This window comes from Phaeodactylibacter sp., assembly GCF_040219495.1.
Taxonomy (GTDB): domain Bacteria; phylum Bacteroidota; class Bacteroidia; order Chitinophagales; family Saprospiraceae; genus Phaeodactylibacter.
In genome coordinates, this window is the sequence record NZ_JAVJSK010000155.1 from 140,839 (window position 1) to 153,160 (window position 12,322).

Consider the following 12,322-nt stretch of genomic DNA (forward strand, 5'->3'; position numbering starts at 1 on the left):
GAGCTTCCTGGCTTTTACCAATGGTCCATGAAATCAAAAAACAACCTGCTCGATGGCGTCACTTCTCCGGTTATCAAAGATACGACTGAGGTCAAAACGCTCAGTGCTATAGTCAAAGACCAAACTCTTGGCATTTTGGAGCGCACCGAGGCCTTTGAAGACATCATAGACCTCGAAGTAGGCGACACCAACCTGACCCGGGCACGGACGCTTGAGCGGGACTACGACCTGAGGCAGCTTTTCATCAAATTTGAAGGCAACAATCCCTCCGGCACCCAGAAAGACCGCATTGCCTTTGCCCAGGTACTCGATGCCCTGAGAAGGGGTTTCGATACCGTGGCGCTTGCCACCTGCGGCAACTACGGTGTGGCTTGTGCCTATGCGGCGCACCTGGCAGGGATAAAGTGCAAGGTATTTATGCCGGAAAGCTATCATTCTGTGCGTACCGCAGAGATTGAAAGCTTTGGCGCAGAACTGATTCGTACCAAAGGGAGCTATGAGGACGTGGTGGTATTTTCGAGTGAAATGGCCAAGACGTATGAGTGGTATGATGCCAACCCCGGTGGCGCGAATACGCCGATGCAGATATCGGCTTATGCGGAAATTGCCCGGGAAATTTATGATCAGTTGCGCGATGCCCCTAAGTACTTGTCCTGCCCTGTATCCAACGGTACCGTTTTGGCAGGCATATACAGAGGTTTTGCCTCGCTGTACAAACGGGGAAAAACTTCCCGTATCCCTATTTTCGTTGCGGGCTCCTCGGCAAACAAGAATCCAATCATTTCTTCACACCTAAAGGGCTTGGAGGTTTGTGAAGATATCGACCCTAAAAAAATAAAAGAGACGGTCATCAACGAAGCGTTGATAAATTGGCATAGTTTTGACGGGGATGAAGCCCTGCACGCACTGCGCGAGACCAAAGGTTTTGCTTCACATGTTACCGACAGGCAGTTGAAGGAAATGAGCAATTACCTCTATAAAAAAGAAGGCATGCGCATACTGCCTTCCTCCTGCGCCGGCTTGATCGCACTACTAGATGTCCATAAGCAACAGCGTCTGATCAACGACCGTTTCGTAGCCGTAATTACAGCAAAATATTAACATACAGCCAATGAAAGACACAATTGATGGAACCGCCTTGGTTTATTGCAACAAGATGTTCAACACGCTGGAAGGCAAAACCGCCCATGGCCTGGTACGTTTTACCGAGCGCTTTGATGTCTTAGGCATTATCGATGAAATCCACGCCGGTAAAGATGCAGGTGAAGTGCTGGATAACAAACCCAATGGTATCCCCATTTTCAAATCCTTTGAGGCAGCGATCAAAAAGGTAAGCGCCAAGAACTTCGTGGTCGGGCTTGCGCCGGATGGCGGCCGCCTGCCCGCTGAGGATAAAGAAGTCGTCAGAAAGGCCATCCGGAAAGGCATGAATATCACTTCCGGTTTGCACGACATACTGACAAGAGATGAAAAGCTGGTCAGATTGGCCAAAAAGCATGACTGCACGATAAAAGACGTCCGCAAGACGCCCGACCGGGATGAGCTGCACTTCTTCACCGGAAAAATAGAGGAAGTGGATTGCCTGAAAATTGCCGTACTGGGCACCGATTCAGCGATTGGAAAACGTACGAGCGCATGGATCATCGTGCATGGCTTCCGAAAGGCTGGCCTGAAAGCGGCCATGGTAGGCACCGGGCAAACGGCCTGGATGCAAGGCGCTAAGTATTCCATGATCATGGACAGCTGCATCAACGATTTTGTATCGGGCGAAATTGAGCATGCTACTCATGAAGCCTGGAAAAATGAACAGCCCGACCTTATTGTAATTGAGGGGCAAGGCAGTTTGATGAACCCGGCTTATCCCGGAGGATTTGAAATCCTGGCGGCAGGAAGGCCCGACTATGTGGTCCTGCAGCATGCACCAAAACGACTGGAGTACGATGGTTTCCCCGGTTATACGCTGCACCCACTGCCTGAACAGATCAGGGCGATTGAAGTGATTTCCGGGAAAAAGGTCATTGCCATCACGGTCAACCACGAAGGCATGGAGGACGATGAGATTATCCCCGCCTGCGAAAAAATCACGAAAGAAACCGGGCTACCGGCATTTGACGTTTTGGCGCATGGCCCCGAAGGCTTGGTGGATGTACTCAAAACCATGTTGAAGTGAAACAACTGAAAGATTTCGTGGTCCTGAAGTCCCTGCGGGTGCATAAGCTGGAGGTGAAGCCCGGACGGGTGTCTGCTACTTATGAAATCCTTCACCGGGATGGTAGCACGGCTACTAACGTGCTGTTTTACACCTACAATAGGTCCACCTTTGACAAAAAGCGGAAAAAAGACCTGAACCTGGCCAGCATGATGGTCGCTCAGGTAGCGCTGAACTATGGCCTGTTTTGTCAGGAGTTGATTTTTGACGGGTTCTATGACAAAACAGATCAGGACTTTATCAAAAGCATGGTTGAGAATACCAGCCGCGAAATCCTGACCAATAAACTACTGATCGACAACCCGTTTTTAATAGAAGATTATCGGGGATTACAAGCCACAAGGCAAGACCGGTACACGCAAGCCAGAATTGTTTTTGCCCAGGATACATTACCTTCCAGCCCGGGCTATTTCAATGAGGTGAAGCCCGATTTAGACAAATATGCCATACTGAGCAGCGGCGGGAAAGACAGTTTGGTTTCCTACGGTCTGATCAAAGAATTTGGAGAACCTTATCCCATCTTTGTGAATGAGGCCGGCAGGCACTGGTTTACGGCGGTGAATTCCTATCGCTATTTTCGGGAAACGGAGCCTAACACCGGTAAGGTTTGGTGCAATAGTGACCGTATCTTCAATTGGATGGTGAAGAACCTCTCATTCATCAAGCCCAACTACGCCTCTATCCGTGCAGACATCTATCCGGTCCGGCTATGGACCGTTGCCGTTTTTCTGTTTGGTGTGCTGCCAGCAGCTTTGAAAAAAGGCTTGGGCAACGTTATTGTAGGCGATGAGTATGACACCACCGAGCGGAAAACCACCAATGGCATTTCGCATTATTCGGCCCTTTACGACCAAAGCAAGTATTTCGACAATGCGCTTACCCGGTATTACCAAAAAAAAGGCTGGAACCTGCTCCAGTATTCCATGCTGCGGAGTATGTCGGAGCTCCTGATCATGAAGGTGCTTTTAAAGCGCTATCCCGATTTGCAAAAGCAACAAATCAGCTGTCATGCCGCCCATGAAAGAGATAAGCGCATGTATCCTTGCGGCAAATGCGAAAAGTGCCGGCGTATTACCGGCATGATTACGGCACTCGGGGAGCACCCCGGAAACTGTGGGTATACCCCTGATCAAATCAAAGTAGCCCTGGCGCAACTTTCCAACGCCAGCGTAAAGCAGGTTGGCTCTGATGCTGCCCACCTTTATCACTTGCTGCTATCCAAAGGCCATATTCAGGCAAATGCGTTCACCAAAAAACTGGCCCGGGAACATCCCAGGGTCATGCAATTGCGATTTGACAACGAAAGAAGCGACCTGGCAGACCTGCCTGATCATATCCGTGCCCCCCTATTCTCCATTTTGAGCCCCTACAGCAATGGCGCCATCCAAAAAAAAGAAAACGGATGGCAGGAACTGGAGCTCAATCACTCCTTCTTAAGCTCTAAACCATACAAATACAATGTCTAATAAATACAAGAGAGACTTCCTTTGGGAAACGCTTACCTGGAAAGAAATTGAAGAACGGCTTAAATTGGTGGATACGGCTATCCTGCCCTGCGGTGCCATCGAACAACACGGGCCTCACTTGCCCGTAGATGTAGATTACTTCGATGCGGTCTATATGGCTGAGAAAGTGGCAGAACGCTGTGCCGAACCCAAACCGTTTGTGTTGCCGCCTATCCCCTTTGGCGTTTCTTACCATCACAGCGCGTTCAAAGGTACGCTGAGCGTTAGCAATAATGCACTCGCCGCCTTTGTCTATGACATTGGTATGAGCCTGGCGCATAACGGCATCAAGAAAATTGTTATCCTGAACGGTCACGGCGACAATAAGCCCACCTTATCATTCGCAGCTCAGATGATCAACCGCGACGCGAAAATCTTTGTGTGCGTAGATACCGGAGAGAGTAGCGATGTTGACCTGTATGGCCTCATTGACACGCCTAACGACATCCACGCGGGTGAGATAGAAACCAGCACCACGCTTGCGGTAAGACCTGAATTGGTCAACATGGACTTAGCGGTGGATGAAACGCTGGACTTAAACAATGAATACCTTGATTTTACATCCGAACGTGGCGTAAACTGGTACGTACACACCCAGCGTATTTCGGAATCCGGTGTCATGGGCAACGCCAAAAAAGCTACAGCAGAAAAGGGCAAAAAGATGTGGGACATCTCTATAGAAAAAATGGTCGAATTCGTGGAAAGCATCAAAAACACCCCTTTAGAGAAGCTCTATCAAAACCGGTACTAAGAAACGGAAACAAAATAAGTTGATCCATTTTTGGTTTTGTGATATTCCATAAGCAACTGACAACCGGAAAGTTGCGTTGAAATATCACAAAAGCTTCAAGAAAAAATGGAGCAGCTTATTTCCGTCAAACTACTAAATCATGACCATCGACAAGATAGAATTCATCCGCCTTGACCTGAAAATGAAGTCGGGCTACACCATCGCTTACGAGTCTATCGACCAGGCCGACAATGTGATCCTTAAAATCACCACCTCGGATGGCCTGACGGGCTGGGGCTGTGCAGCACCTGACGAAAAGATCACCCATGAATCGGCCGATGATGTAATCGCCAATATTGAGCAATTAATCATACCGAAACTAAAAGGACAAGACCCTTTCCAGATTGTGCGATTCCACGAGGAGCTCAAGGCGCAAAACCCCCTCATGCGTTCCAGCTTGGCTATGGTGAATATAGCCTTGTATGACTTAATGGCGCGCAAGGCCCGGCTGCCTCTGTACCAATTGCTGGGCGGCTATCGCAAAAAGATTCAAACCAGCATCACTATTGGCATCGAACCATTGGACGAAACGCTCAGGCTGGCAAGGGAGTATTGGCAGCAAGGCTTCCGTATCCTCAAGCTGAAAGGAGGGCTGAATGTGGAGGAAGACATCGAAAAAGTATTCAGGCTCAGAGAGAAACTGGGGCAGGAACTGACCCTCCGCTTTGATGCCAATCAGGGTTACAGTATCGCGCAATCGATACAGTTTGTTGAACAAACCAAAGCAGCGAAAATAGAAATACTGGAGCAGCCCACCCCTTACGGACAGGACGAGGCTATGCGCAAGGTGGTCAACAGTGTGGAAGTACCGGTCATGGCAGATGAGAGTATCCGGTCACTCAACGACGTTTACAGGCTTTCTAAACACGATAGCTCTGATATGATCAACATTAAGATCATGAAAGTAGGCGGCCTCACCGAAGCCCAGCATATCAACTCAGTAGCTAAGGCTGCAGGCATGGAAGTCATGGTCGGTTGTCTGGATGAATGCGCATTAGGCATCGCTGCAGGGCTTCATTTCGCACTCTCGCGCCCTAATGTAGAGTATGCCGACCTGGATGGGCATTTGGATTTCACCAATGACCCCTTTTCCGGCTTGTTTACGATAGAGAACGGCTGGATTGCTCCAACGGAAGAAACGGGTTTGGGAAAAGTTAACTTGTAGTAGCGTTGAGAAATGCGCGGGGGTAAGCCTGACCGGATAGTGTTATCAGGCTGTGAAAAGCTATGAATCGGCTTACCCCCGGCATGTCCTTTAATGCCTGTGCCCCGGCTCATAAATCAGCCGGATAAAGGTACTCAGGCGCTGGTTTTCCCGCTCCACAGGGATGCCGGCCACAATACCAACCAGCAAGTTGTCGGCCAGCCCGACCCGCATCTGCGGGCGGATGACCATATCGAAATCGCCCCGCTTAAATTCCTGATTGAACTCCACACCAATGAAATTCCGGGTGCCGGTAATCATGTAATGGAAGTTGAAGTTGGCTTGCCAGGATTGACGCATATCCATACCATGGATCGCCTCCAGGACCGGGCCGGTATAAAGCAGGGTGTGGTAGTGCGTCCCCCACCGCTTAGCCATCACCAAAAAGGGGTTGAAAATGTGCCCTTTGAGCATGGACGTGCTTCCGTACATTGAAAATTCCGGCAATTCGAATTCATGGATGTAGCCCAGGGCCATAGAGGTACTTTTCTCCTCACTGACCAAAAAGGTGTACTGGGCAGCCATTTTCAGGCTATTCAGGCGGCTGCCGGGCGCAGACATCCCCTCCTCTATCGGAAAATGAAAGGTGAAGGGCAATTCTACTTCCAGCCCAAGCCGGTCAACCGGGGCCCATTCGTACTCCACCAATGCTTCGTAGGTATCAAAAACCTGATTATCGGTCAGGCCTAAGCCTACATTCCATTCCTTTTCGCCCTTGCGCGCGCCCAGGTCTCTGATCAGATCGATGTAGAGGGGCTCAGCGTGCAGGACTTTGGGGCGCAAGCCGCCGCTTTCCACTTCGAGAACGTAGAGGCTGTCCTGTTCAGCAGGGGTTTGTGCAAAAAGTAATACGGGCAGGCAGCATGCACTAAGTAGTGGGGCAAAAACAAAATGCACAACTGATTTTGTTTTTCGGGAAGCCCTAAGCAGCGCCTGAGTGATCAAATGTTTCATGATTGTATAGTTGGGGCATAGCACAGGCTGTGCAGCTCATGCTATACCAAATGGAGCAATAATTGAAAAGTCTTCAGTTGCTGCAAAGCAGAACCGAGGTGATGGGAATAAGTAGACTTCGCTGCACATTACAGCAGAGTTCAGGCAGGAAAGTCCGGTGGAGGGGTTTGGGGCGTGAGCCAGATGTCTTTGGGATCTTCCAACTGCGTTTGCGCGCAACGATGCAGTCCGGAGCGGGGCCCGGGCGACACTGGCATCAGCGCTGGAAACAGGAATACGTCGAGGCTGGAGCGTTTTTTCAGTAACGTCTTGCCTGCATCATCGTCATCGTACTCCTGAAAGAAGTCTTCATACTGAAGCACACACTCAACGAATAGTTCGAGTACACTTTCCATTTCATTATAGGAAAGGTCTTCAGCTACAACATCCGAATACATATCCGGTGGGTCCACGATACCGTCCAGGAAGACCAGCCCCAAAAAAGCGGTCAGTAGCCTGAAAAACAGTCGGTTTCGCCATTGACTAATGATCATAGATGTTACTTTGCTGCACCAAAGGTAAGCAATGGGATGCAGCCCACGTCAAAATCGGTTGATATTATACTCCCCTCGGTCACGAGAGGTGAAATTTTGACGACTTTATTTTTGTGGCCTGCAAGGTAAAAAGCGCAGGCATAGCGTAGCTACGGCGAGCATTTTTAACGCCGCAGGGCGCAAAAAGAAAAAGTCAAAAATCACTTATTGTGCCCGAGGGGAGTATAACGACCTGTACCCCGGGACGCCCAATGTATCACATCATCCACCCGGCATACCCCATTGCAGCCAGCAGGATAACCGCAAAACCCAGGGTCGACTTCCTGCGCATTGTGCGGTTGCCGAAGGCCAGGCAAAAGCCGTATTTGACCATAGTGTTCGAAAAAGCTGCCAGGACCGTTGCCACAGCAGCTACCTCCAGGCGGCGCGATGCATAGCCATACTCCGACATAGAGACCGTGATGGCATCCACATCCGCAAAACCCGAGATCGCAGCAGCCCAATAGACGCCTGTTTCCCCCAGCTGTTCGGAGGCGTAGCCCACACCGAGTTGGATGCCTGTGTAGATCAGCGTAAAAACAAGGGCTTCCCGAAAATTGAGCGGGTTGCCAGGCTCGGGGGAGGCGGAGAGCTCATCGTGTGGCGCAGAACGGAACAAATACCAGCTGACCAGAGCACCAAGCAACCCCAGCACCATAATCGGAAGCGCCAGCGCCTTGAATAGTTCCCAATTTAACAAAGCTGGCCATACCAGTAAGCGGGGAAACATAATGGAAGACGCCAGGACGACTGCTGCTGCCTCCTGACTCCCATTGCCTTTCCCTTTGCCTACTCTGCGGGAGAAGTACCAGGCCGTGGCTGTGCTCGAGGCCAGCCCTCCCAGTATGCCGGTAAGCATGGTAGAGCGGTCCTGAAAAAAGCGGGCCAAAAAGTAACCCACAAAGTTTAACGCGAGGAATATGGATAGAATGAGGCCCGTTTTATACGCATTGAAAAAGCCGTAGGGCCCAATATCCTGATCAGGCAGCAAAGGCAATAGTAAAGCCGTAACGAGCAGAAATTGCAGGATGGACATCAGTTCTGCCTGGGACAAAGCCCCCGCAAGTTTGTGCAGCCGAAACTTGAACGCCAACAGTACCGTCACACCAATGGCAATGGCAACACTCAATTGGTTGTACCCCAACTTTACCATTCCACCCAGCAGGAACACCAACATCAGTGAAAACTCAGTAGTCGTGCCCCCGATCGAAGACTGCGCCCGCAAAAAAGCAATCCCAATGATACTGAAAACACCAAGTAATACCCCAAAGAAAGCCCAGCCGGAAAATACCTCCCCGAGAAAAACCGCCAGGTAACCCAATATTGCTACGATGGGAAAAGTACGAATACCCGCAAACAGTACCTTTCCTTCCTTGAGGTGGTAGGCCTGCTCGCGCTCAAGCCCCAGCAGTAAGCCAATGCCCAACACAATGAGGAGCGATTGAAATTGCTGAAGCAGGTTAATGTCGATTTCCAGTGTTTCCATTTGTTTATATTTGGTTAGCCGGGTTGCCCGTGCCACACTTACCGGAAAGCACAGGACACTCCAATGGCGTTACATCTGTACTTTCAGATCATCCATTTTCCGAACATAGCAAAAAACCAGAACATGACAGCTACGGATCAATTTTCTTATGTGGATTACCTATGGGACGAACAAAAAGCCGCAGCGCTGGAAGGAGACGAAGTAGGCCTATTCCTCTACCGCTCTAATATTCTTGGTGCCGATCTCCGGATCACCAACTTCGGAGGGGGCAATACGAGCTGCAAAACCATCGAACAAGACCCGCTGACCGGTGAAGAGGTAGAGGTGATGTGGGTAAAAGGATCCGGTGGTGATATTGGCACCCTGACCCGCTCGGGCATTGCCGGTTTGTACACGAGCCGCATGCGCGACCTGAAGAACGTCTACCGGGGCCTTGAGCACGAAGACGAGATGGTCGGGCTGCTCTACCACTGCCTGTACGACCTCGACAGCCGGGCACCTTCTATTGATACGCCATTGCATGGATTACTACCGTTCAAACATATTGACCACCTGCACCCCGATGCGCTGATCGCTGTGGCGGCCGCTGAAGATAGTGAAGCCGTTACGAAGGAGATCTGGGGCGACAAGATGGGCTGGGTCCCCTGGCAGCGCCCTGGCTTTGACCTTGGGCTGCAGTTAGAAAAATGCCTGAATGACAACCCGGGCATCCGGGGTATTGTACTGGGCAGCCACGGCTTGTTCACCTGGGGAGACACCTCCTACGAGTGCTATATGAATAGCCTGGAAGTCATTGAGCAGGCGTCCCGCTACATTACAGAGCGCGAAGGTAAAGACCGCCCGGTATTTGGTGGGCCACGGATGGAAAGCCTGACCGATACCGACCGCAAGCAGCAAGCCGCCAAAATGGCGCCGATTCTCCGGGGCCTGTGCTCCAGCTACAAGCACATGATCGGGCACTTCACGGACGATGAGCGGGTGTTGCAGTTCATCAATAGCCACGACCTCAGCAAGCTGGCGCCATTGGGCACCTCCTGCCCCGACCACTTCCTGCGCACCAAAATCAAGCCGCTGGTGCTGGAACTGCCTGCAGATGCAGACCTGAGTAGCCCGGAAGCCATAAAAAAGCAACTGGAGCCCGCCTTTGAACAATACCGAAAAGATTACGCCGAATACTACGAAAGCTGCAAACACCCCGACAGCCCTGCGATGCGCGACCCCAACCCGGTCGTCATCCTTTATCCGGGCGTGGGTATGTTTACTTTTGCCAAAAACAAACAGACCGCACGGGTGGCCAGCGAATTCTATATCAACGCCATCAATGTGATGCGGGGGGCAGAGGCCATTTCTTCCTACACCGCCCTGCCTCGTCAGGAAGCCTTCAACATCGAATACTGGCTGCTTGAAGAGGCTAAACTAAAGCGTCAGCCACCTGAAAAACCGCTTTCCCGCCGGGTAGCCCTCATTACCGGCGGCGGTGGTGGCATCGGGCGTGCCATTGCAGAGAAGCTGGCTGCAGAGGGTGCTAATGTCGTATTGACCGACCTCAAGGCAGACCGCCTGGAAGAAGCCAATCAGGTATTCGGGCGAGACATTTCCGCTATTGCAACCTGTGATGTAGCTGATGCCGATTCAGTTGCAGCAGCGTTTGACGCAGCCTGCCGGGCCTTTGGTGGGGTGGATATCGTAGTGCACAGCGCCGGGCTGGCCATCTCCAAAACTATTGCAGAAACCGAACTCGCCGACTGGGACCTCCTTCAGAATGTCTTGGTCAAAGGGCAGTTTATGCTCACCAAAGCGGGAGCCCGGGTCATGAAAACGCAGGGTTTTGGCGGCGATATCGTCAACATCGCCAGCAAGAACGGGCTGGTATCCGGGCCTAAGAACATCGCCTACGGCACGGCCAAGGCCGCACAGCAGCACATGAGCCGCCTCGCGGCTGCCGAACTCGCCGCCGATGGCATCCGCGTCAATACGGTCAACCCCGATGGCGTCATCGTCGGTAGTAAAATATGGGAAGGCGACTGGGCAGAGGGCCGCGCCAAAGCCTACGGTATTAAGGTGGAAGACTTGCCCGCCCACTATGCCAACCGCAACTTACTCAAGCAGATTATCCGTCCGGAAGATATCGCCAACGGGGTGTTCGCACTCGTGGCCATTCTGGACAAAAGCACCGGGAATATCATAAATGTGGACGGCGGTATGCCGGCAGCATTTACCCGATAACGTACAATTTGGTTTTATTTGGTTAGGGCTGTGGGAATGCATCGCATAACAGGGTGCATTCCCCACTTTTCCGAAACGTAAAAACAGGGAAGATGAAATTGGAAGCGACACAACTGACCGCACAGAATACCCCTTACCTCAGCGCACATGAGCAAGCCTGGGGTGCCTTGCGGCAAAATCTGGAAAGCAAAGGCCTGGATACCGACCTGCTGCTCAGGCAGCTGAGTGCACTGCAAATCGCCATACCGAGCTGGGCGCTGGGTGCCGGTGGGACTCGGTTTGGCCGTTTTTCCTACGGTGGGGAGCCGGCAAACCTTGAGCAAAAAATAGCAGACGTGGGGCTTTTGCATGCGCTAAGCCGGTCCGCCGGGTCCATCTCCCTCCACATCCCCTGGGATATCCCGGAAGACCCCGCCGCCATACGCGAACAAGCTGCTATTCATGAATTGACATTCGATGCAGTAAACTCCAATACCTTTCAGGATCAGCCGGGGCAAGGGCAAAGTTATAAATTTGGCTCCCTTTGCCACCACAGCGCGGAGGTCCGGGCACAAGCCATTGAGCACAACCGGGAGGTCATTCGCATAGGCGAAGCCCTGGGCTCCAAAAGCATTACCGTATGGCTGGCTGATGGCGCTTCTTTCCCGGGGCAGCACAACCTGCGCAGTGCCCTCCAACGCACGCAGGACAGCCTGCAGGCCATTTACCAGGGCATGCCGGAGGACTGGCGCATGTTTATCGAATACAAACCCTACGAGCCCAACTTTTACAGCACGGTGATTGCCGACTGGGGCACTTCCCTGATGCTGGCCGAAGGCTGCGGCCCAAACGCCTATTCCCTGGTCGACCTCGGGCACCACCTGCCCAATACCAATATCGAGCAGATCGTCGCCACCTTGATGATGAAGGGCAAGCTCGGCGGCTTTCACTTCAACGACAGCAAATACGGGGACGATGACCTGACAGTGGGCAGCATCAAGCCTTATCAGCTGTTCCTGATTTTCAACGAACTGGTCTATGGCATGGCCAACAATACTGCCAATAATCCGCGCCTGGCCTGGATGATCGATGCCAGCCACAACCTAAAGGACCCACTGGAAGACCTCCTGCAAAGCCTGGAGGCGATCCGGATCGCCTACGCACAAGCACTTTTGGTCGATCAGGAGGCGCTGGCAGATGCGCAGGCCCGGCAAGATGTGACGGAAGCCCAGGAAATCCTGCAGGATGCCTTCCGTACGGATGTCCGCCCATTGGTACGCGAGGCCCGCTGGCAGGATGGAGGCGCCCTCTACCCTATTCAGGCTTACCGCAAGCTGGGCATACGGGAGCAACTGATTGAGCAGCGCGGCATGCACACCGTAGCTACCGGACTTTAA

10 protein-coding genes are annotated in these 12,322 nt (G+C 51.9%); 7 read left to right on the forward strand and 3 right to left on the reverse strand.

What is annotated here, in order from left to right; genetic code table 11:
* Window positions 1–27: 27 nt before the first annotated feature.
* From RIC19_RS24870 to RIC19_RS24890, 5 genes are all read left to right on the forward strand, one after another.
* On the forward strand, window positions 28–1,101 hold the full coding sequence (locus tag RIC19_RS24870) for a pyridoxal-phosphate dependent enzyme (protein ID WP_350181098.1): 1,074 nt from the start codon (window positions 28–30) through the stop codon (window positions 1,099–1,101).
* 10 nt (window positions 1,102–1,111) lie between these two features.
* On the forward strand, window positions 1,112–2,170 hold the full coding sequence (locus RIC19_RS24875; RefSeq protein ID WP_350181099.1) for an N-acetyltransferase DgcN family protein: 1,059 nt from the start codon (window positions 1,112–1,114) through the stop codon (window positions 2,168–2,170).
* Entirely contained in the window at window positions 2,167–3,675 is a 1,509-nt protein-coding gene (locus RIC19_RS24880; protein ID WP_350181100.1) for a hypothetical protein, read from the forward strand. Before RIC19_RS24875 ends, RIC19_RS24880 begins: the two co-directional genes overlap by 4 nt.
* On the forward strand, window positions 3,668–4,465 hold the full coding sequence (locus tag RIC19_RS24885; protein WP_350181101.1) for a creatininase family protein: 798 nt from the start codon (window positions 3,668–3,670) through the stop codon (window positions 4,463–4,465). Before RIC19_RS24880 ends, RIC19_RS24885 begins: the two co-directional genes overlap by 8 nt.
* Before the next feature lie 139 nt (window positions 4,466–4,604).
* Window positions 4,605–5,669 carry a mandelate racemase/muconate lactonizing enzyme family protein gene (locus RIC19_RS24890; protein WP_350181102.1) on the forward strand — a complete coding sequence of 355 codons (1,065 nt, stop codon included), beginning with the start codon at window positions 4,605–4,607 and terminating at the stop codon, window positions 5,667–5,669.
* 90 nt (window positions 5,670–5,759) lie between these two features.
* Here RIC19_RS24890 and RIC19_RS24895 read toward each other — a convergent pair whose 3' ends face one another.
* The 3 genes from RIC19_RS24895 to RIC19_RS24905 all read right to left on the reverse strand — a co-directional run bounded on the left by RIC19_RS24895 (window position 5,760) and on the right by RIC19_RS24905 (window position 8,720).
* Complete coding sequence (locus RIC19_RS24895) at window positions 5,760–6,662, reverse strand: HAEPLYID family protein (protein WP_350181103.1); 903 nt, start codon at window positions 6,660–6,662, stop codon at window positions 5,760–5,762.
* 140 nt (window positions 6,663–6,802) lie between these two features.
* Window positions 6,803–7,195 carry a hypothetical protein gene (locus RIC19_RS24900; protein ID WP_350181104.1) on the reverse strand — a complete coding sequence of 131 codons (393 nt, stop codon included), beginning with the start codon at window positions 7,193–7,195 and terminating at the stop codon, window positions 6,803–6,805.
* Between the two features lie 256 nt (window positions 7,196–7,451).
* A complete protein-coding gene (locus tag RIC19_RS24905) occupies window positions 7,452–8,720 on the reverse strand; it encodes an MgtC/SapB family protein (RefSeq protein WP_350181105.1) in 1,269 nt (422 codons plus the stop codon).
* A gap of 123 nt (window positions 8,721–8,843) precedes the next feature.
* Between RIC19_RS24905 and RIC19_RS24910 the strand changes: the two genes are divergently transcribed.
* Window positions 8,844–10,946, forward strand: a complete 2,103-nt coding sequence (locus tag RIC19_RS24910) for a bifunctional aldolase/short-chain dehydrogenase (RefSeq protein WP_350181106.1) — start codon at window positions 8,844–8,846, stop codon at window positions 10,944–10,946.
* Window positions 10,947–11,038: 92 nt separating this feature from the next.
* A complete protein-coding gene (locus RIC19_RS24915; protein WP_350181107.1) occupies window positions 11,039–12,322 on the forward strand; it encodes a sugar isomerase in 1,284 nt (427 codons plus the stop codon).

Coding starts and splice junctions, on each gene's coding strand:
- RIC19_RS24870 (WP_350181098.1), top strand. CDS start 28: ATGAAATCAAAAAACAACCTGCTCGATGGCGTCACTTCTCCGGTTATC.
- RIC19_RS24875 (WP_350181099.1), top strand. CDS start 1,112: ATGAAAGACACAATTGATGGAACCGCCTTGGTTTATTGCAACAAGATG.
- RIC19_RS24885 (WP_350181101.1), top strand. CDS start 3,668: ATGTCTAATAAATACAAGAGAGACTTCCTTTGGGAAACGCTTACCTGG.
- RIC19_RS24890 (WP_350181102.1), top strand. CDS start 4,605: ATGACCATCGACAAGATAGAATTCATCCGCCTTGACCTGAAAATGAAG.
- RIC19_RS24895 (WP_350181103.1), bottom strand. CDS start 6,662: ATGAAACATTTGATCACTCAGGCGCTGCTTAGGGCTTCCCGAAAAACA.
- RIC19_RS24900 (WP_350181104.1), bottom strand. CDS start 7,195: ATGATCATTAGTCAATGGCGAAACCGACTGTTTTTCAGGCTACTGACC.
- RIC19_RS24905 (WP_350181105.1), bottom strand. CDS start 8,720: ATGGAAACACTGGAAATCGACATTAACCTGCTTCAGCAATTTCAATCG.
- RIC19_RS24910 (WP_350181106.1), top strand. CDS start 8,844: ATGACAGCTACGGATCAATTTTCTTATGTGGATTACCTATGGGACGAA.
- RIC19_RS24915 (WP_350181107.1), top strand. CDS start 11,039: ATGAAATTGGAAGCGACACAACTGACCGCACAGAATACCCCTTACCTC.